17 protein-coding genes are annotated in these 19,488 nt (G+C 70.5%); 4 read left to right on the top strand and 13 right to left on the bottom strand.

The window, feature by feature from the left end; translation table 11 throughout:
* Positions 1-7: 7 nt before the first annotated feature.
* Positions 8-1,024, bottom strand: a complete 1,017-nt coding sequence (locus GTZ93_RS09150) for a peptidoglycan recognition protein family protein (protein WP_161662735.1) — start codon at positions 1,022-1,024, stop codon at positions 8-10.
* Positions 1,025-1,414: 390 nt separating this feature from the next.
* Here GTZ93_RS09150 and GTZ93_RS09145 point away from each other — a divergent pair, with 390 nt between their 5' ends.
* Positions 1,415-2,701, top strand: coding sequence for an AMP-binding protein (locus GTZ93_RS09145; protein ID WP_139915072.1), 1,287 nt, complete (start codon positions 1,415-1,417; stop codon positions 2,699-2,701).
* Here GTZ93_RS09145 and tmk read toward each other — a convergent pair.
* Entirely contained in the window at positions 2,664-3,320 is a 657-nt protein-coding gene (gene tmk, locus GTZ93_RS09140) for a dTMP kinase (protein WP_139915073.1), read from the bottom strand. The genes GTZ93_RS09145 and tmk overlap by 38 nt on opposite strands.
* A complete protein-coding gene (locus GTZ93_RS09135) occupies positions 3,317-3,658 on the bottom strand; it encodes a hypothetical protein (protein ID WP_233596525.1) in 342 nt (113 codons plus the stop codon). Before GTZ93_RS09135 ends, tmk begins: the two co-directional genes overlap by 4 nt.
* Before the next feature lie 214 nt (positions 3,659-3,872).
* On the opposite strand from GTZ93_RS09135, the gene ribB reads away from it, so the two are divergent.
* Positions 3,873-5,000: a 3,4-dihydroxy-2-butanone-4-phosphate synthase gene (gene ribB, locus GTZ93_RS09130; RefSeq protein WP_120574231.1), complete on the top strand. Its 1,128-nt coding sequence runs from the start codon at positions 3,873-3,875 to the stop codon at positions 4,998-5,000.
* 24 nt (positions 5,001-5,024) lie between these two features.
* Here the strand turns inward: ribB and thrC are convergent, their stop codons facing one another.
* The 5 genes from thrC to greA all read right to left on the bottom strand — a co-directional run bounded on the left by thrC (position 5,025) and on the right by greA (position 11,339).
* On the bottom strand, positions 5,025-6,356 hold the full coding sequence (thrC, locus tag GTZ93_RS09125; RefSeq protein ID WP_139915074.1) for a threonine synthase: 1,332 nt from the start codon (positions 6,354-6,356) through the stop codon (positions 5,025-5,027).
* Positions 6,353-6,919 carry a hypothetical protein gene (locus GTZ93_RS09120; protein ID WP_139915075.1) on the bottom strand — a complete coding sequence of 189 codons (567 nt, stop codon included), beginning with the start codon at positions 6,917-6,919 and terminating at the stop codon, positions 6,353-6,355. The genes thrC and GTZ93_RS09120 overlap by 4 nt, the downstream gene beginning before the upstream one ends.
* Before the next feature lie 101 nt (positions 6,920-7,020).
* Entirely contained in the window at positions 7,021-7,656 is a 636-nt protein-coding gene (locus GTZ93_RS09115; RefSeq protein ID WP_139915076.1) for a protein-L-isoaspartate(D-aspartate) O-methyltransferase, read from the bottom strand.
* An 87-nt stretch (positions 7,657-7,743) separates the two neighbouring features.
* Positions 7,744-10,716 (bottom strand): ATP-dependent DNA helicase RecG, encoded by a 2,973-nt coding sequence (recG, locus tag GTZ93_RS09110; protein ID WP_139915077.1) that lies wholly within the window; start codon positions 10,714-10,716, stop codon positions 7,744-7,746.
* A gap of 116 nt (positions 10,717-10,832) precedes the next feature.
* Complete coding sequence (gene greA, locus GTZ93_RS09105; RefSeq protein WP_120574236.1) at positions 10,833-11,339, bottom strand: transcription elongation factor GreA; 507 nt, start codon at positions 11,337-11,339, stop codon at positions 10,833-10,835.
* Positions 11,340-11,522: 183 nt separating this feature from the next.
* Between greA and GTZ93_RS09100 the strand changes: the two genes are divergently transcribed.
* Positions 11,523-12,053: an FHA domain-containing protein gene (locus GTZ93_RS09100; RefSeq protein ID WP_120574237.1), complete on the top strand. Its 531-nt coding sequence runs from the start codon at positions 11,523-11,525 to the stop codon at positions 12,051-12,053.
* Positions 12,054-12,071: 18 nt separating this feature from the next.
* Here the strand turns inward: GTZ93_RS09100 and GTZ93_RS09095 are convergent, their stop codons facing one another.
* The 5 genes from GTZ93_RS09095 to GTZ93_RS09075 form a co-directional block, all read right to left on the bottom strand.
* Positions 12,072-13,016, bottom strand: coding sequence for a hypothetical protein (locus GTZ93_RS09095; RefSeq protein WP_139915078.1), 945 nt, complete (start codon positions 13,014-13,016; stop codon positions 12,072-12,074).
* Between the two features lie 311 nt (positions 13,017-13,327).
* Positions 13,328-13,810, bottom strand: coding sequence for a hypothetical protein (locus tag GTZ93_RS09090; protein ID WP_139915079.1), 483 nt, complete (start codon positions 13,808-13,810; stop codon positions 13,328-13,330).
* Positions 13,811-13,893: 83 nt separating this feature from the next.
* Positions 13,894-16,995: a CHAT domain-containing protein gene (locus tag GTZ93_RS43230; RefSeq protein WP_139915080.1), complete on the bottom strand. Its 3,102-nt coding sequence runs from the start codon at positions 16,993-16,995 to the stop codon at positions 13,894-13,896.
* Positions 16,992-17,537, bottom strand: coding sequence for an RNA polymerase sigma factor (locus tag GTZ93_RS09080; protein WP_257978912.1), 546 nt, complete (start codon positions 17,535-17,537; stop codon positions 16,992-16,994). The genes GTZ93_RS43230 and GTZ93_RS09080 overlap by 4 nt, the downstream gene beginning before the upstream one ends.
* Before the next feature lie 170 nt (positions 17,538-17,707).
* A complete protein-coding gene (locus GTZ93_RS09075; protein ID WP_139915082.1) occupies positions 17,708-18,328 on the bottom strand; it encodes a hypothetical protein in 621 nt (206 codons plus the stop codon).
* 115 nt (positions 18,329-18,443) lie between these two features.
* On the opposite strand from GTZ93_RS09075, the gene dgcN reads away from it, so the two are divergent.
* Positions 18,444-19,457 carry an N-acetyltransferase DgcN gene (gene dgcN, locus GTZ93_RS09070; RefSeq protein WP_139915083.1) on the top strand — a complete coding sequence of 338 codons (1,014 nt, stop codon included), beginning with the start codon at positions 18,444-18,446 and terminating at the stop codon, positions 19,455-19,457.
* Positions 19,458-19,488: the final 31 nt, after the last annotated feature.

Raw genomic sequence — 19,488 nt, 5'->3', positions numbered from 1 at the left:
CATCATCCTATTTGAGCTTGAGCGTCGACGCACGCTGCTCGGCGGCCTGGAACTCATCTTCGGCGGCCTTCAGCCTTTTCAGTGCCTGGCGCGCGACTGTCTTGCCAAGATCCACATAAGAGCTCAGGTGTTCACCCGGGCAGACCTTTGGCTTGCCATCCCGCTTGACCTCAGAATGCTTCAAGATGGAATCAGGGGAAAGGCTATACTTCCATACAAGATGACTGAGGAGCCGTTGCAGGCTGGTGAGTTGTGCCTGCGTGGGTTTATCTGGCGACCATCCATTCTCCATCCTACTCTCGAAGTCGCCAGTCAGAACAATGCCAATAGCCCCATAGTCAGGATCCTTGGTAATGTCTTTGTTATTCTTGAACTCCCCTGCATGGGCGCCCACGATATTGATCCTGCGTCCCTCGTAGATCTCACCATTCCTGGCGATGACGAAGTGATATGGCATATCAGCATAGCCCGCTTTTCGCTCCTTGCTCTCCAGGTCCTTGACGGTCTGCCCCAGCGGGTCGGCAGTATGATGGACGACAATGCGGGTGAGCGGCAGGTGTGTGTTTGAGGGATATTCGTCCCATCCTTTGCCTTTGTCCGGCGGAAGGGCCCCCCAGGCTTCACGAGCAATCACTTTCACCTGGAACTTTGCCTGCTCTGATTCGAGGGCGCTCTGCGCGAGCCACAACTGCGTTCCCGCAATCGAGGCGGCAAAGTTCAAGCGTGCGATGGCTTCGGAGACACGTTGATACGGGCCCGGCTTGGAGGAAAGCACGCCCAGGGTCAGGTGCGCGAGCTCACTTGCGCTGCATAACTTCAATAAATCATCAATCTCGGTTCTTTGAAGCTTGCTGAGGTGCTGCGCTGCCGCTGGCCAATCCTTGGCGGCCAGGGACTCCTCGAATCCAGGAGCACTGGGCGAAAGATGCTCGACCAATTCCTGCGAGACATATCCGTCGTAGGCTTTACCACCCTGCATTGCCTGGACATGCAAGTTCGCTCCTTCCTTGCCAATCACCGTCACGCGGGTACCCATCGGGAGGTCGACGACGACATCGTGAATTTGACCTTGGGGATTCCTGTGCGGCTTCTTGTGAATCCGCGCGCTAGAGGGGCGGATCCTGCCAATCCAACGAAGCTGGCGCTGAGGAGGGGCTCGAGTCGACAAAGACTTGCTTGGGTTCTGAAGCATGGGTCTCCCCTGGCGCAATGGTCACCCCGCAGGAAGTTGTGACAGTCCAAGAGCAGCAAAAGCAGGAATAGCACGAAGGCCACTGCGTGAGCGCCAGGGGCGGCAGGATTCGAACCCACCGTGTCGCACTTACGAACACCGCCCCCTTCTTCGCGAAGGTGATGTCAGACCCATGTGCCACCATCCGTGACTATCTGATATTCCTCGTTTGAGGGCTTGTTCATGGATGCAGCGGAGAACGCCGAAGACCTCTTCCATTCGACCATCCACCTGGCGGACCTGCTCTATCCACATGCGGAGCAACTGGGAGAGGGCACATCCGAGGAGTGGAGCTTCTCGCACCTGGACACCCGGGCACGGGCACTGGGTACGTGGCTGCGGACGCTGAACGCGGCCGGCGAACGGGTGCTGCTGCTGTATCCCCCGGGCCACGAATACCTCGTGGGGTTCATGGGCTGCCTGTACGTGGACGCCATCGCGGTGCCGTGCTCCCCGCCGGATCCTTCCCAGTTGGACAGCGCACTGCCGCAGCTGCTTGCCATCGCTCGGGATTGCGGCGCGCGCTTCGTGCTGACGACGAGCGGCATCCTGGAGATGTCCCCTCGCCTCACGTCGGAGACGCCGGAGCTGGGGGAGCTCCATTGGGTGGCCACGGACATGGTGCCGCCGTCCCTCGCGGAGGACTGGACGCCGCCAGCCCGGGCGCAGAAAGCCTTGCCCTCCGTGTCCATGGACGTGCCGCTGCTCGACACGGACGAACGGTACATGCTGCTCCCCGAGTCGAACGGCCCGACGCCGCCGGATGACTCGCGCTGCCTCCCCGCGCAGTTCCGCGCGCAGGTGGCTCGCACGCCGGACGCGGTCGCGGTGGAAGATGAAACGCTCACCTACGCGCAGCTGGATGCGGCCAGCGACGCGCTGGCGTGGCACCTGCGCGAGCACGGCGTCGATCGGGACGTGCGCGTGGGTCTGTGCGTGGAGCGCCCCACCCGCATGGTGGTGGCGATGCTCGGCGTCCTCAAGGCAGGCGGCGCGTTCGTTCCGCTGGATCCGGACTGCCCGCGGGAACAGCTGGCCGCGATGATGGAGGACTCACGGGCTCGGGTGCTCGTCACGGAGTCCCGCCTGGTCCAGTACCTGCCGACGGACGGCGTGTGCACCGTCCTGCTGGACTCGGAGGACGCGTTCGAACTGGACGTGATGGGGCCTCCGCGCGCGGGCACGACGCTGGACGCCCCTGCCTACGTCCTCTACGCATCCGGCGCCTCCGGCAGGCCCCAGGGCGTGATGGTGACGCACCGGAGCGTGGCGGACTTCTTCAGCGCCATGGACTCACGGGTGGGCGCGGCGCCCGTGGGCACTTGGCTCGCCGTCAGCCGCATCTGCTTCGACAGCTCCGTGCTGGAGCTGTTGTGGACGCTCGTCCGCGGCTTCCGCGTCGCGGGAGCACCCCACCCTCGACAGCCGGGGCTCAGCGCTTGCGCGCGAGCAGCCGCCGCACTTCCTTGAGGCACGCTTCCGTCACGGCCTCCACGGACAGCTCACCGTCGATGTGCACGATGCGCTCGCGCTTCGTGCGCAGCGTGATGGCCTTGAGGTACTGCTTCGCGATCCGCCGCTGGGCCTCGTCCGCTTCGAACAGCTCCGCGGGGCCTCCGCGCACGGCCCGGCGCTTCGCCGCGACCTTCGGATCCACGCCCACGAACAGCGTCAGGTCCGGCGACACCGCGTGCGCGTTCACCGAGTCCACCCACGCCATGGGCAGGCTCGCGCCCTGGTACGCCAGCGAGGACAGCACGTAGCGGTCGCACAACACCACCTTGCCCTCCTCCAGCGCCGGCAGCACTCGCGCGTGCAGGTGATCCGTCCGGTCCGCCGCGAACAGCAGCGCCAACGTCTCCTGCGCCAACGGTCCACGGCCCTGCGGCAAGCCCAGGCGGCCCGTGAGCGCCTGGCGCAGCATCGTTCCCACTGGACCGTCGGACGGCTCGCGCGTCGTCACCACCGCGTGCCCGTCCGCCCTCAGCGCGGACGCCAGCCGCTCCGTCTGCGTGGTGGTGCCCGCTCCGTCCAGGCCTTCCAGCACGACGAATCGCCCCGGCAGGGCGACCTTCCTGGCGGCGCTCACCGGGGAAGGAGCGCGGCGGGGTTGTCCAGGTGCAGCTCGCGGCGCAGCGCGAGCAGCGCCTCGTACTGCTGCAGCTCCTCCACCAGCACCGCGCGACCCTTTCGGTAGCTGAGGAAGCCGTACGCCAGCAGCCCCAGCGCCAGCAGTGCGGCACCCCAGGCCAAGAGCGGCGTGCGCAGCGAGTCGTAGAACAGCTTCCCCGCCGCCCCTGAAATCAACATGAAGGCGATGACGGACACACCCGCGTGGGTGAAGTGGGTGGTGCTCTGGCGGGTCGACAGGCTCTCCTGCAACTGGTCGAACCGGGCCCGCTTGTCCTGCTGGATGTCTGCGCTCACGGAGCCGAGCACCCTACATCACGTGCCCCAGCCCGTCGAGTCGCCCGCCGGGCAGCACCCACCTACACAGACGCGCAGTCACAGCTTGCGCTCATCCCAGCCATTGAACGGACGCACGCTCGCTCCCCGAGCATGGCTTGCCACCCCACCCCCCTCGCGTTACATGCCGCGAACCATGCCTCTCCACGTCGTCAGCAGGATGAGTTCCCCCGACATGAGCCGTGACTCCGAGTTGAACACCATCGAGGAGGCCATCCGCGACATCCAGGCTGGCAAGTGCGTCATCGTCGCCGACGACGAGGACCGTGAGAACGAAGGCGACCTCATCATGGCCGCCGAGCTCGCCACCCCGGAGATGCTGGCGTTCATGGTCCGCCACACCAGCGGCATCATCTGCCAGCCCATGCTCGCCGAGCGGCTCGACTCGCTCCGCCTGCCCCAGATGGTGGCGGAGAACACCGAGTCCCACCGCACCGCCTTCACCGTCTCCGTGGACTTCCGCCACGGCACCACCACGGGCGTCTCCGCCAGCGACCGCACGAAGACCATCCGCGCGCTCGCCGACCCGAACACCACCGCGGACGACTTCCTGCGCCCCGGCCACATCTTCCCGCTGCGCTACCGCGAAGGCGGCGTGCTGCGCCGCGCGGGCCACACCGAGGCGGCCGTGGACCTGGCGCGGCTCGCCGGCCTGCAGCCGTCCGGCATCCTCTGCGAGCTGGTGAAGGACGACGGCACCATGCAGCGCATGCCGGACCTCAAGCAGTTCGCGCGTGAGCACGACCTCAAGCTCGTCACCATCGCGGACCTCATCGAGTACCGCAGCCGCAAGGACCGCCTGGTGCGCCGTGAGTCCGGCCAGAGCGTCGTGCGCACCCGCCACGGTGAGTTCACCGCCCTCACCTACACGTGGACGCCCGACGGCGCGAAGTCGCTCGTCCTGGTGAAGGGCGACCCGTCGAAGGTCCAGCCCGCTCCGCTGGTGCGCCTGCACGGCGCCTGCGCCCTGGGCGACGTGTTCGGGTCACCGGATTGCAAGTGCAACCTGCTGCTGGACCGCGCGATGGAGAACGTCGCGCGCGAGGGCACGGGCGTCATCGTCTACCTGCCCGGCATGCACGGCAACGACTTCGGCATCCACCACAAGCGCGCGGGCGACGGCAGCAACGCGTCCGTCAGCCGCGCGGCCAACGAGTCCCGCGACGTGGGCATGGGCTGCCAGATCCTCACCGACCTGGGCGTGAGCACCATGCGCGTGATGTCCAACACGGACATGACCTACCGGGGCCTCTCCGGCTTCGGTCTCACCATCGAGTCGCGCCTGTCGCTCGACGTGGAGTAGCGAAACCCGGAGGCGCGCGAGGCTTCAGCCCAGGTCCTTCAGGGCCTCGCGCACGGCGGACAGGTCCGCGGGCAGCTCCACCGGCGGGTTCGCGTGCGCGGCCTTCACGTCGCTCAGCGTCTCCCGGTGGTAGCCGACCTTGAAGTCCGCGAACTTCAGCCCGTGAGCGGTGGCCACCACCGCGACGCTGGAGCCCTTCGCCATCACGCCCGACGCGGCCAGCTTCTCCACCGCCGCCAGCGCGACGCCCGTCTGCGGACAGGCGAAGGTGCCCTCGCGGTCCGCCCGGGCCGCCGCATTCGCCAGCTCGGACTCCGACGCCTCCTCCACCACGCCGTCGAACGCGCGCAGCATCCGCACCGCGCGGCGGAAGGACACCGGGTTGCCAATCTGGATGGCGGACGCGAGCGTCGCTCCCGCCTGCATGGGCACCAGCTCCTGGAAGCCGCCCCGGAAGGCACGCGCCAGGGGGTTCGCCCGCTGCGCCTGCGCCACCGCGATGCGCGGCCGGCGGGTGATGAGCCCCAGGGTGAAGAGCAGATCCAGTCCCCGGCCCAGGGCGCTCGCGTTGCCCAGGTTACCGCCCGGGATGACGATCCAATCCGGCGGCTCCCAGCCCAGGTCCTGGCACAGCTCGATGGCGATCATCTTCTGGCCCTCGATGCGCAGCGAGTTCATCGAGTTCGCCAGGTACAACCCCGTGTCCGCCGTCACCGCCTGCACCAGCTTCATGCAGCCGTCGAAGTCCGTGTCCAGCGACAGCACGCGCGCCCCGTTGGCGATGGGCTGCACCAGCTGCGCGAGCGACACCTTGTTCTTCGGCAGGAACACCACCGCCGGAATACCCGCCGCCGCGGCGTACGCGGACAGCGCCGCGGACGTGTCGCCCGTGGACGCGCACGCCACCGCGCGGATGGGCGTGCCGCGCGAGCGCAGGTGCTTCACCGCGGACACCAGGACCGTCATCCCCCAGTCCTTGAAGCTGCCCGTCGGAGAGACGCCGCACTCCTTCAACATCAGCGAGCCCAGCCCCAGCTCCGCCGCCATGCGAGGCAGCGGCTTGAGCGGCACCCGCCCCTCGCCCAGCGAGACGATGTCCTCCACCGGCAGCTCGGGCAGCGCCCACTCGCGCTTGCCCCAGACGCCGGAGCCGTCCGGCAGCCGCGACGTCGCGAAGCGGGACTCGAAGCGGCGCTTCCACTCCGCCGCGGGGATTGCGCGCAGGGCGGCCTCGTCGTGGGCCACCTCCAGCAGGCCTTCACAGCGCGGGCAGCGGTAGACGACGTCCCACAGCGAGGCCGTGAAGCCGCAACCCTCGCTGCACGCGTAGCCCGCCTTCAGCGCTGGAGCCGTCACGCCTCCACCTCCACCTTCGTGCCGCACGCCACGCACGGGCGGCCCGGCCTGGACGGCACGTGGCACGAGGGACAGGGCACGCGCTCGTCCTCGTCCCCGCCGCCGCGCTTCGCCGTCGCGGGAGCCGCCACCCGGACCCGGGGCAGCCGCATGCCGCAGCCATCACACAAGAGGCCTTCCGCCTGGACATTGCGGCAGTAGCGGCACGTCACCGCGCCCACCGGGGCAGCGGTGCGCACGCCGTCGTCCTGCGCGCGGCCCGTGTCCAGGTCCGTCATCTGCGCGACGGGCACCTCGCCCGTGGCGCCTGAACGGGTCAACTCCAGGTCGGGCACGACCATCGCCGGCAGGTCCGGCCCCGAGCGCAGCCGCGTCAGGTCCAGCTCCGGCAGCGCGGGCGCGTCCACCGGCACACGGCCTCCCGCGTGGTGCGTCAGCTCCAGCTCCGCCAACGGGGCCACGACAGGCGCGGGGATGTTCATGAGGCCGGGGAAGCGCTTGCCGCAGCCTTCGCACTCTTCGCCTTCCGACTGCACGTGGTCGCAGACCGGGCAGATGATCATGGTCGGGACGTTACCGGTCCCCTCACCGCTCGGCAACGCGACCTGGGGAGGCGGGGAGTGGGCATGCAGGCGCGCGGCCTGTCGCACCCGCCGGGTGGCGCTCAGCGCAGGGCGGAGCCCAGTCCCGTCATGGGGACGAAGCGCACCGGCAGCAGGCGCTCCACCCGGGGCAGCATCCCCGGCTGTCTCCGGCGGATGCGCAGCAACTCCTGCGGCTCGTTCACGGAGCCCACGGGGATGACCATCCGCCCCCCGGGCCTCAGCTGGCGCAGGAGCTCCCGGGGGATGTCCTCCGGCGCGGCGGTGGCGATGATGGCGTCGAAGGGCGCGGCCTGGGCCCAACCCTGGGAGCCGTCACCCTCCCGGTAGAACACGTTGGTGAAGCCCAGATGGTGGAGCAACCGCCGGGCGGGCCGGGCCAGCTCGCGGACGATCTCCACCGTGAAGACCTCGCGGGCCAGCATCGCCAGCACCGCCGTCTGGTAGCCGGAGCCGGTGCCGATTTCGAGCACGCGCTCACAGCCGCGCAGGCGCAGGGCCTCCGTCATCAGGGCCACCACGTAGGGCTGGCTGATGGTCTGCCCGTGGCCAATGGGCAGCGGCACGTCTTGATGGGCCGAGTCCCGCGAGCCCACGGGCACGAAGTCCGCGCGGCTCAGGTTGGCGATCGCCGCGAGCACCCGGCGATCCCGGATGCCCTGCCGCGCCAGATACTCCGCTCGCCCCCAGTCTCCCATCGCGTACCCCCGTGGTCCTCCAGGCGGAAATGTAAGCACGACCCCAGTCCGGGACAATCCGGGGAGCAGGCGCTGGCTTCTCCGCGCCTACCCCACCCGGGCAAGCGCGAGCCGGCCCTCCCAGCGCTCCTCCAGCGCCTTCACGAGCCCCTGGTGATCCGGCTTCTGGAGCTGGGGGTCGGCGTCCATGATCCGCCGCGCTTCCGTCTGGGCGAGCGACAAGAGATCGCCGTCGCGCACGAGGTTCGCCACGGCCAGCTCCGGGAGGCCGCTCTGCCGCGTACCCAGGAACTCGCCGGGGCCGCGGATCTCCAGATCCTTCTCCGCGATGACGAAGCCGTCGCTGCTGCGCTCCATCACGCCCAGCCGCTCGGTGGACTCCCAGGAGCGCGCGGCGCCCGCGACGAGGAAGCAGTAGCTGGCCGCGGCGCCACGGCCCACGCGTCCGCGCAGCTGGTGCAGCTGCGACAGGCCGAAGCGCTCCGCGGCCTCCACCACCATGACGGATGCGTTGGGCACGTCCACGCCCACCTCCACCACCGTGGTGCAGACGAGCAGTTGGATGCGCTTGTCGCGGAAGGCCTCCATCACGGCGTCCTTCTCCTCCGGCTTCATGCGCCCGTGCAGCAGGCCCACGCTGGCGTTGGGGAACACCCCCTGGAGCTTCGTCGCGCCCTGGGTGGCGTCCTCCAGGTCCAGCTTCTCCGACTCCTCCACCAGCGGATAGACGACGTAGGCCTGGTGGCCCTTGGCCAGCTCCGAGCCCACCGCTTCGTAGACGCGCGCGCGCTGCTCGTTGTTGAAGACGCGCGTGGTGATGGGCGTGCGGCCCGGCGGCAGCTGGTCGATGATGGACACGTCCAGGTCGCCGTAGAGCGTCATCGCGAGCGTGCGCGGGATGGGCGTGGCGGTCATCACCAGCACGTCCGGCGTGAGCCCCTTGCTCATGAGCGTGTGGCGCTGGAGCACGCCGAAGCGGTGCTGCTCGTCGATGACCACCAGCCCCAGCTTCTGGAAGGACACGCCGCCCTCCAGCAGCGCGTGCGTGCCCACGGCGAGGTGGATGTCGCCCTTCGCCACGGACTCGCGCACCTCGCGCTTGTGCTTCGCGGTGCCCGCCGCGCTGATGAGCCCCACGCGGTAGCCCAGCGGCTCCAGGATGCGGCGGAAGGTGCGCTCGTGCTGTTCGGCCAGGATTTCGGTGGGGGCCATCACCGCCACCTGGTAGCCGTCCTGGAGCGCCACCATGCCGGCCACCAGCGCCACGGCCGTCTTGCCGCTGCCCACGTCGCCCTGCACCAGCCGGTTCATGGGCTCCGGACGCGCCATGTCCCGGGCGAGGTCTCCCACCACGCGCGCCTGCGCCCCGGTGAGCTGGAAGGGCAGCGCGGCGCGCGCCTTGTCCAGCCGCGCCGGGGTGACGTCGAAGGCGATGCCCTCCTCCGCCTTGATGCCCTGACGCTTGAGGGCCATGCCCAGCTGGAGGAAGAACAGCTCGTCGAACGCGAGCCGGCGGTGCGCGGGGCTCTGGTGCGCGTCCAGCGCCTCCAGGTCCGCGTCGTCGGGCGGGAAGTGGATGAAGCGCAGCGCGTCCGGCAGGCCCATCAGGTGGTAGCGGCGGCGCAGGTCCGCGGGCAGCGGCTCTTCCAGGTGGTGCGCGTGCTGTTCGCTGATGCGCGAGGTCAGCTCGCGGAAGGAGCGCTGCTCGCCGCGCTCGAAGCCCGGGTAGACGGGGACGATGCGGTGGAAGTGGACGGAGGTCGTGTTCTCCAGGTCCTCGGCGGGCTCCAGCTCCGGGTGGGCCATCTCCCGGCCGTTCATGGACGCGCGCACCTCGCCGGAGAGCACCAGCTGCTTGCCCACGGAGAAGCGGCTCTTGAGCCACGGTCCGGCGTTGAAATAGGTGGCCGCGATGCTGCCGGAGCGGTCCCCCACGACGGCGCGGAACATGCGCTTGCCGCCGCGCCCCGGGACGAAGTCGGCCGTCTTCACGGTGCCCACCGTCACGCCGCGCTCGCCGGGGATGAGCTCCGCGATGGTGCGCAGCTTGCGGCGGTCCTCGTAACAGCGTGGCAACAGGAACAGGATGTCGCCGGTGCGGCGCAGGCCCTTCTTGTCGAGCACCGCGACGAGCCGCGGCCCCAGGCGCTTGCCCAGCGTCTTGAGCGGCGCGGACAGCGGGCCGGTGCGCGGCGCGATGGACAGCAGCTTCGCCTCGGAGCGGGACGCCTCCGCGCCCACGGCCTTGGCCTTCTTCTTCCGGGCCTTCTCCGCGGGAGCGCGGTCCGCCGGCGGTGCTCCCTTGCGAGGCTCGGTGCTCGCATTGGGCTTCGTGCCGGGAGCACGGGCCGCAGCACCCGAGGGAACTGCGGCGTTCCGGGCCGCGGCCATGCGCGCACCGTAGGGCTGGGCGTCACCTTGCGCGGGCCCCATCGCGGCGCCCCGGGATGCCGCCATGCGCGCGCCGTAGGGCACGGGCTCGCCCTTCGTGGGACCTGCATTCCCACCTTGAGGACCCGCTCCCGGCGAGAACGCAGCTGCACGGGCCTGCGGCTGCCGGGATGCGGGCGCGGGCGTTGCCGCCGGAACGCCACCACCCACCTGCGGCACGGGGTCCTGCGAACGCCACGGCGGCACGGTGTTGCCACGCGCCTCCACCGTCCCCTGCGGCGGCGTCAACCGGCGGCGCGGCGGCGCGGCGTTCAGCTCCCCTTCCAGCACGTGCGCACGCTCCGGCGACCGGGGAAAGCCCGCCGCCACGGCGTTGATCTCCCCCGTGACGACCACCCGCTCCAGCTCCTCCGGCAGCACCACGCCGCTGAGCTTCAGCGCGCCCAGCACCTGGCGCAGCGCGGCCTTGCGGTGCTCCGGCGGCGCGGGCGGATCCACGTGCGGCAGCGCCGCCCTCAAGTCCTCCAGGGCCCGCGCGTCCACGCCCCCGGCCGACGCCAGGGTGCGCTCCATCAACGTGCGCAGATCCCGCACGATCCCGAGCTGGGCGAAGTCACGCTGACACGCGTACTTGAGAGGTCCAACAAGGCTGGCGAGCGGGTGGTTCACGCGGGATTTCCAGCCTCCATCCTACGAAGGGCTCTGACGCCGCAGGGAAAACGAAACCGGGGGAGCGAGCCCAGGCCCGCCCCCCCGAAGGACACCCGGCCAGCCGGGCTTCAGCGCTAGCTGGCCGACTCTTCCTGCGGATCCTCGAAGCTGATGGCCGTGACCTCCAGCTCGCGCACGCCGCCGGGGCTCTGCACCGTGGCGACGTCGCCCACCTTCTTGCCGATGAGCGCGCGCGCCACCGGCGAGGTCACCGCGATCCACCGCTTCTTCAGGTCGGCCTCCGTCTCACCCACCAGGCGGTAGCTGATGGTCTTGTCGTTCTCCGTGTCCACCAGCTCCACGGTGGCGCCGAAGATGACCTTGTCGCCGCCCAGCTTCGCCGGGTCGATGACCTCCGAGCGGGCGATCCAGTCGCCGAGGGTCAAGATGCGCCCCTCGATGTGCGACTGCTTCTCCTTGGCCGCGTGGTACTCCGCGTTCTCTCGCAGGTCGCCGTGCGCACGCGCGACCTCGATCTCACGCGAAATCTTGCCCCGCTCCACGGACTGGAGGTGCTTCAGCTCGTCCTTGAGCTTCTGCAGACCGTGGGGGGTCATCGGGATGTTGTCGCTCCCGCTCATCGAACCACCGCTCCTTCCATCACCTGGCTGCGCATCGGGGGTCTGGCGTTCCCTCCTGGAACCCGACCCGCGACTCGAAAGGGTCAATGTAGGGAACGAGTGACTGGCCGGTCAACGAAAGCCTTACAACCATCGTCCGGTAGTGGCTGGGCGCCCGACGGCCGACCCGTTAGGCTGCTCCACGTGCTGTCCGTCCAGGAATTGCGCGCACTCGCCTCCGCCCTCCCCGTGGGCGCCTTCCAGCATCAGCTGGGCCCCTTCGCGCTGGTGCAGCGTCCGCCGTCGGAGCTGTCCGCCGCCGCGCTCGCGCCCACCCGCATGGCGGACCCCGGCGACGTCGAGCAGGGCATGCTCGCCCTGCTCTTCGAGTTCGACGATCTGCTCGTCGCCACCCTCCCCACCCTCCGGGATTCGGAGGTGCTCCGCATTGGCCGCAGGCTGGACTGCGAGCTGGTGCTGGACGATGCGTCCGTGTCCAAGCAGCACGCGGAGCTCAAGTGGAGCCGGGCGGCGGGCCGCTGCACCGTGCGCGACCTGGGCTCCACCAACGGCACCTTCGTCAATGCCAGCACCATCGGGCAGCGCGAGGTGCCGCTCCGGGGCGGCGACATCCTCAGCTTCGGCAACGTCCAGTTCTGGTACCTGCTCACGGACGCGCTGCATGAACGGCTGCGCGTGGGCGCGGCCTCCGGCCTGGGCTCCCACTCCGGCTGAAGGCCGCCCGCGCGCACCTCACGGACAGGCGCCGCAGTCCGCCGCGCACGCGTTGTATGAGTTGGACGCTCCGCAGGACTCCGTCACCTGGCAGGTGCCATCGCCGCACACGGACAGGTCCGAGTCGCGCACGCGCGTGGTGAGCGGCTGGAAGCTCACGCCACCCACCGTGCAGCTCGCGAAGGTCGTTCCCTCCTGCGTGCACACGTCCGAGCAGCTGCCCACGTAGATGAGCGGCGCGCACGTCATGCGAGGCATCCCGGAGCCATCCACCACCGCGCACGCGCGCGTGGTGCTCTGGGTCGCGTCCAGGGGCGGGTTCTGGCTGCCCGCGTAGAGCCCCTGCCCCTGAAAGAGATTGCCGAAGAAGCACGACTCCGGCCGGGCGAAGGTGGCCAGCTCACCCTCGGAGGCGGGGATGGCCACCCCCAGGCCGTCCCGGCCCAACACGGAGATGGGCACGCTCACGCCGAAGGGATTGCTGTGCGCCGCGAGGCACGCGGAGACGATCTGCTGTTCCGCCTCCGTCGCGGGCGCCCCTCCGGCCCAGCCCGGCGCCAGGCCCAGCAGGCCCGTCCACGTGTGCACCGTGTTCGTCTGCGCATCTGTGTACGTGCGCGTCTGCCCTTCCGGGATGGCGCAACGCACGATGTAGCGCATGACCTCCGCCGCGAGCGCCGGATTCGCGCCGTACCACGACGCGAAGGCCGTGGATGACAAGCCATTGAACGACAGCCCGTTGAAGGACAGGCCATTGAATGACAGCCCGTTGAACGACAACCCGTTGTACGAAAGGCTGTTGTAACTGAGGGCCGCCTGCTCCTGCGTGGCCAGCGGATCCGCTGGCGCGGGCTCCCGGCCGCCCGGGTCACATCCCGCGCCCAGGACGGCCACGGTCAGTCCCCACGCCCACCATGAGAGCACCCCCGCGCCACGACGACGCCCGTTCTCCACGTTCCCCATGTGTGCAACCTCCTGCTGCCGCGGGCGCTCCAGCCGGACCCACGAACGTTTGGACAAGGAGGGCGTCAAAGACAAACGGGCGAGCAGTGCCCCCTCACGCACGAAAAGTGCGAGCACGTTGTACGTGTGGCAAGGCGCGAGAGGTGCGGGAAACGCGGGAGCGAGGTCAGGGCAGACACTCCGGGCGTCTGGGGTTGAACGCGTGGGCCGGAGTTCATCCAGGAACGTGAAGGCCGTGGCCCTCCGGGGCAAGGATACGTGTCCTCACCCCTGCGCCACGGCCGTCCGTTCCTTCCGCTGAGCGGCTGGGATTACCGCTGGGCCTGGGTGGCGATCTTCACCTGGGACTTGTTCAGCTTCAGGCTGCCCAGCTCGCGGTTGATGTTGGCCAGGTCCGTCTGGGTGAGATGCTGGCCCGGATCATGTCCGCCCGGGGGGCCGCCCTTGGGAGGCTTGCCTTCGGGGGCGACGGCGCCGCCGCGGTCCGGATCCACCAGGGCCGTGCCGCCACCAGCCTCCACGGCCGACAGCTCCTTGAAGCCGGCGGTGGTGCTGGCCGCCTCTCTCTGGGTGAGCTGCTTCACCAGCGTGAGCTTTCCGCTGCCCCGGTCGTACCGGTACATGCGGGTGCCCTTGGCGCCTTCGTCCACGGCCACGTCCACGGAGCCGGTGGACTTCGACTTCGCCGGGCTCGCGATGGGCTTCGCCGGAGCGAGCTTCACCTGATTGTTCTGGACCCTCGCCGGCTGGGCCCCTGCCTGCGCCGCCGACAGGGCGACAACCCCCACGGCCATGCTTCCCACTGCGGATTTCCAACGCGTGATCATGAATCCTCCCGGTTCCTTTACGCGCGGCGGCGCGGATATTCGCCGGGAGTCTATTCGAACGCGACCAGGTCCTGGACCCACCGGGCGCTGCCCTGCTGGAGCCACCGCGCGCGGGTGTCCCGGAGCGCCTGGGCAGGCGGAGTGCCTCGCCGCAGCGAGTCCACCAGCGCCTGGAAGAAGGCACTGGCCTCCACGTCCGGCACCTCCGTGGAGGGCGCGACCACGGCCCGCGCGCCCGCTTGAATCAGCGCGGACGGCAGGCTGGACACCGCGTGGTAGCGCCACGCGCCCACGTTCGCGTCGCAAGCGGCCAGCATCACCACCGGGGTGCCCCGGAGCGTGTGCCCTTCCAGCTCCTCCGCGGTGAGCGCGTAGCGGCCGGCCGCGTCCGGGGACAGCGCCAGGAAGGCCGCGTCGGACACGGTGCCTGAGAGGCCGTGCGTGTGCAGCTCCACCTCCGTGGCGTCCTCCATCTCCGCGAGGACCGCCTCCGGCGTCGCCGCGCGGCCCCGCAGGTGGACGTCGCCCTGCCCCGTCATGCCCTTCCACGGCATCAGGCGCGGCAGCCCCAGCGTCGCGGGCGGCTCCACGTCCGACACCACCAGCCGCTTCGGCACGGGCGCCGAGGCCGGAGCCTCCACGCGGTGACCGCCCGGAGCCAGATAGCTCCACGCACGGTCCCCGGGCAGCAGCCCCGGACGCCCCAGGAGGATGGGCTCCGCGAGCACTCGCACCACGTCGCAGCCGGCGAGCAACTGCAGGAGTCTCTCCGGCACCGCGGGCACCTGTTCGCGCAGGGGCTGCTTGAGGGCGTGGAGGTACAGGCCGTCGCTCGCGCCGGTGGGGCCTCGGGCGACGAAGAGCATCCGTTCATCCTGGCCCGCCAGCGCCAGCAGGCACGACGTGGGCGCGGTGCGGTCCACCTCCCGCGCGAGCAGGTCCACCGCGGGGCCCCACTCCTTCGCCCGGCCCGCGTCCATCACCAGCACGTGGTGGCTGTGGGCCCAGGCCTTGCGTGCCTCGATGTCGGTGGAACGGTGGAGCACCGAGCCGGTGATGACCCCGCGCAGGAGCTTCTGGCCGTCTTCACGGTCGCGCTCGATGAGGATGCGCCCTTCGATGTGGTCCACGAGCAACCGCTCGCCGGTGGTCAGCGACGGGTCCTCACGCAGCACGCGGATGCGCTCGCGCACGCGGTCCAGTTCGCGGCCCGGCACCGTGCTGCCCTCCAGCCGCAGCAGGTCTCCCGCGACGGCGACCTCCAGGAGCGTGGGCGCGGTGGGACAGGCGAGCGAGTCCTGCACCTCGCGCCGGGCCCGCTTCGCGTCCAGGTCCTCCACGAAGAGGAGCGCCCGTGCGTGGTGGTACTCCGACCGGCGTGCGCAGTCCTCCGGTGCGTGCTGGACGAACTCGTCCAGGTAGGCACGGGCGAGCGCCGGGGCGTGGCTCAGCCGCGCGCTCGTCACCAGGTCCGACAGGAGCACCTCCTCCTGGAACCAGCTGTCGGTGCGGAACGCCTCTTCCAGCGCGGAGCGCGCCAGCGACCCGGCCTCGTGGCGGCGATCCATCCGGTTGTAGAGCGCCGCCAGGTGCCGCTGGAGGTCCACGCAACGGTCCTGGAAGCCCGCGCTCCGGCAGGCCGCCAACCCGTTCTTGAGGGACGTCTCCGCCGTCTCCATGTCGCCCCGGGCCTGCGCCACCTGGGCCCGGCCACGGGCGAGCGGAGCGTCATACCAGGCGGGCTCACCGGACTGACGGACCAGCGTCGCCAGCTCGTCGACGAAGCGGTCCTCCTGGTGGAGCAGCAGGATGGCGCCCAGCAGCAGGTCGCGCTCGCCGGAGCGCCGCAGCCGCGCGAGGAACGCGTCCACCTCCGCGCCCTGCAGCGAATGCGTGCCGGCCAGCAGCTCGCGGTAGGTGTTGGCCAGTGGGCCGCGCTTGCTGAAGTCCGCCGCCGCCACGCGCGTCGCGTAGGCGCTCGCGGTCTGGGTGCGGGTGACGTCGTCCAGCAGCGCGGCCAGCGGGGCCAGCGTCTTCACGCGCTCCACGGACGGGGCCGCGCGCAACGCGTGGTAGAGGTACAGCCGCGCCAGGTCCGGGTTGCGCCGCGCCATCGAGCCCGGGTACGGCGTGCCTTCCAGCGCCAACTCCATGCCGGCCGCGTTCATGGCCTGCCACGAGTCCCGACGCGCCAGCGCGCCCTTGCGCAGGCCGTCCGCGCGCTCGGTGGCTTCGGTGCTCCAGCCGGGCTCCTTCGCCTGCGCCACGCGGGAGAACTCCGCCGCGGCGGCCAGCTCCAGAGAGAGCGCCTGGAGCGCGAGGCCCCGGTTCCAGTGCAGCCGTGCGTCGTCCGGAGCGGTCTCCAGGCCCCTCTCCAGAAGCGTCAGCGCGCGCTCCGGCTGGGCACGGCCCAGGGCCGCCAGCGCCAGGTCGCCCGTGACGGCGGGAGACGCGGGCAGCCGCTCCAGGATGCGCTCCGCGCGCTCGAAGTCCCCGGCCGCGAGCCAGGCGGTCGCGACGCCGTGCAGATCGCCCTTCGCCTCCAGCTCCGACAGGGCCTTGAGATCCAGCTCCGGCCGTCCATCAGCGCCGCCGCGCATCGTGCCCGTGGCCCGGTAGTCCGCGAGGCCCGGGTGACTGAGCCGGCCCTCCAGCGGGCGCGCGGAAGCCAGCGCGAAGGGCAGCGCGCGCTCTGTCTCCGAGGAGCGCCACGGACGTCCCACCAGCAGCACCGCGAGCACCACCGCGGCGGCAGCGGCCGCGAAACCCGCCACGCGGCGGCGATCCCATGCCGTACGGGCGCGGGGGCGAGCGGACGGGGCGCGCGTCCCGGCATCGGACGCCGGCTCGGACCGGCTTCCCGTCCCGGGAACGGCACGGAGTCCTGAACCCGCGGAGCCACCTTCCGAACCAGCCGAACCGGGGGACGCCACGGGCCGTGCGTCCGTACCGGGAGGCCTCACGGCTTCCCCGGCGCCGGACACGGCACGCGCGTCAGCGGCGGCCTGCACGAGGAGGCTCGCCTGCACCTGGTCCTCCAGGCCGGCCTGGCACTCCGCGCAGGTCGCAAGGTGGGCCTGGAAGGCCTCGGCCTCTTCTGGCGGAAGCTCCCCGTCCACGAAGGCGGCGAGCTGTTCACAGGAGACGGTCACGCCGTGCCCCCCGCGGTGCCTTCCCGCGCGAGGAGCAGCTCCTTGAGCTTCTTGCGTGCGCGGAACAGACGGGTGCCCACCGTCATGGACGGGATGCCGAGCCGTCGGCCGATCTCCGCGTAGCTCTGTCGCTCCATGTCCTTCATGCGGACCACCTCGCGCAGCTCCGGGGGAAGCTGTTCCACCGCCTTCCACACGTCATCCAACGTGTAGCGCGCCCATGTCTCCGGGGCGGCTTCGGCCTCCGCCAGGGTGTCCCCCATCGCGTCGGTGAATTCATCCTGGGGGTGGCGCCGGTCATGCCGGCACCAGTCGAGGAAGCGTCGAACGAGGATGGACGCCAGCCACGCCATGGGAGGCGCGGACCGGTCATACGTATGAAACGCGCGGAAGGCCCGCTCGTAGGTCTCTTGCAACAGGTCCTTCGCGTCCGACGGGTTGCGGCCCCGGCAGAGGATGCGGGCCCGCTCCTCCAACGCCGGAGCGCACCGCGCGATGAGCGCCTGGAACTCCGCGGCGTCCCCACGGGAGGCCGAAGGCACCTCCGGCTCGGATGCGGAGGACTCCCCGGGCGGGACGGCGCGGGGCGATCGCGGGCGGAAGACCACGGGGGCGTTCCTAGCAGGAGCCGCCCCGCCCGCGAAGTCCATCGACACCCTCCCAGGCGCTTCCCACCCGACAGGTGGGAGACCCGGAATGGCAGGCAGGAGGGCTAGCAGGGGCCGTTGCCGATGCGAACGCCCGTGCGCACCCGGGCCTTGAAGACGCCCAGCGCCGCTCCGAAGCCCGTGACGCGAATCTTGCTGTAGCCGGACCCGCCCGTGCCGATGTTGACGCGCAGCCCGCAGAACGCCGGGAAGAAGGGACCCGCCGGGTACCAGGTACCGGTGGTGCTCACCGAGCCCAGCCCCCACCAGACGCCGTTCGCGTAGCCGAACGCGGCGCCGGTGATCGCCACGCCCTTGCAGGCGCTCTCCGTGACGTTGCTCGACGCCGGGATGACCTCCACGAACGGCTGGGCGTAGTTGCCGTTCAGGCCGGTGATCTCCGTCACGAAGCGGTGCACGCAGGACGGCTGATCATAGGTGCCGTCGTTGGAGGCCGCGGAGATGTCCGCGTACGAGCAGTGGGGGAAGACGGCCGCCACCGACGCGCCGTCCGGCTGCGCCAGCACCACGCCCGAGCCCACGCAGGACTCGTCGACGCCCTGCTCCTGGCTGGCGATGGACTCGTCCACGACCTCGGCGCCAGGGGTCTCCTCCTCGAGAGGTCCCCCACAGGCGGTGGCGAGCGAGGCGGCGAACACGAACGCGGCGGTAGGGATGAAGCGCATGGGTGACTCCGGAAGAGTGAGCCCATCCGCGGGCTCCTCCCTGTTACGTCCGGTGTCGCGCTTATTCCCCCGCGCCATTTCCACGCCGTTTTTCGGCCGTGCTAAGGCACCGCGCGTGGACATCGACAAGCCCTACCTGCTGTTCCTGGGAGACGTGAGGGATCAGCTCGCGGCCAAGACGGCGCACGGCATCGTGGACTGGCGGCCCGACTGGTGCGTGGGTCAACTGCGCCTCCCGGGCTGCGTGGCGGACTGTGGCCTGCCGGACATGGACATCGCCCAGGCGAAGGCGAAGGGCGCGCGAACGCTGGTGGTGGGCGTGGTGAATCCGGGCGGCGTGCTGGCGGACGCGTGGGTGGACACGCTGGTGCGGGCGCTGGAGGCCGGGATGGACGTGGCCACCGGGCTGCACAAGCGTCTGTCTTCGTTCCCCGCCGTGGCGGCCGCGGCGGCGAAGCACGGGCACAAGCTGCACGACGTGCGCTTCCCGGACAGGGACTTCGCCACGGGAAAGGGCACGAAGCGGCCCGGCCTGCGCGTCCTGACCGTGGGGACCGACTGCGCGGTGGGCAAGAAATACACGGCGCTAGCGCTGGAGAAGGAGCTGCGTCAGCGCGGGTGGAAGGCGGACTTCCGGGCCACCGGGCAGACGGGCATCCTCATCTCCGGGCGAGGCGTGGCACTGGATGCCGTGGTGTCTGACTTCGTCGCCGGCGCGGCGGAGTGGCTCACGCCCGCGAACGACGCGGACCACTGGGACGTGGTGGAGGGCCAGGGGTCGCTGTTCCACCCCTCCTTCGCGGGCGTCACGCTGGGCCTGCTGCACGGCTCACAGCCGGACGCGTTCATCGTCTGCCATGAGCCCACGCGCACGAGCATGCGCGGCGTGAAACACCCGCTGCCATCCATCCAGGGCGTCATCGACCGCACGGTGCTGGAGGGCCGGCTGACGAACCCGGCCATCCAGTGCACGGGCATCGCCATCAACACGGAGCACCTGGGCGAGGACGAGGCGCTGGCGCTCCTGGAGGCCACCGGCCGGGCGCATGGCCTGCCCTGCGTGGACCCCCTGCGAACGGGCGCGGGCCCCCTGGCGGACGCGCTGGCGAGCCGCTTCCCGCGCGGGTGACACGGGCCCCTTCTGCGAAACCCGCTCCACG

The sequence above is a fragment of the Corallococcus exiguus genome (assembly GCF_009909105.1).
GTDB classification, from domain to species: Bacteria; Myxococcota; Myxococcia; order Myxococcales; family Myxococcaceae; genus Corallococcus; species Corallococcus exiguus.
Note: the sequence above shows the minus strand (reverse complement) of the source record. Positions and strands in the feature narration are given on the sequence as shown.

Excerpts from the sequence above, each read along its gene's own strand:
- GTZ93_RS09145 (WP_139915072.1), top strand. The coding sequence starts at position 1,415 with ATGGATGCAGCGGAGAACGCCGAAGACCTCTTCCATTCGACCATCCAC.
- GTZ93_RS09115 (WP_139915076.1), bottom strand. The coding sequence starts at position 7,656 with ATGGGAGACTGGGGGCGAGCGGAGTATCTGGCGCGGCAGGGCATCCGG.
- greA (WP_120574236.1), bottom strand. The coding sequence starts at position 11,339 with ATGAGCGGGAGCGACAACATCCCGATGACCCCCCACGGTCTGCAGAAG.
- GTZ93_RS09095 (WP_139915078.1), bottom strand. The coding sequence starts at position 13,016 with ATGGGGAACGTGGAGAACGGGCGTCGTCGTGGCGCGGGGGTGCTCTCA.
- GTZ93_RS09120 (WP_139915075.1), bottom strand. The coding sequence starts at position 6,919 with ATGATCATCTGCCCGGTCTGCGACCACGTGCAGTCGGAAGGCGAAGAG.
- GTZ93_RS09090 (WP_139915079.1), bottom strand. The coding sequence starts at position 13,810 with ATGGCCGTGGGGGTTGTCGCCCTGTCGGCGGCGCAGGCAGGGGCCCAG.
- ribB (WP_120574231.1), top strand. The coding sequence starts at position 3,873 with ATGAGCCGTGACTCCGAGTTGAACACCATCGAGGAGGCCATCCGCGAC.
- GTZ93_RS09075 (WP_139915082.1), bottom strand. The coding sequence starts at position 18,328 with ATGCGCTTCATCCCTACCGCCGCGTTCGTGTTCGCCGCCTCGCTCGCC.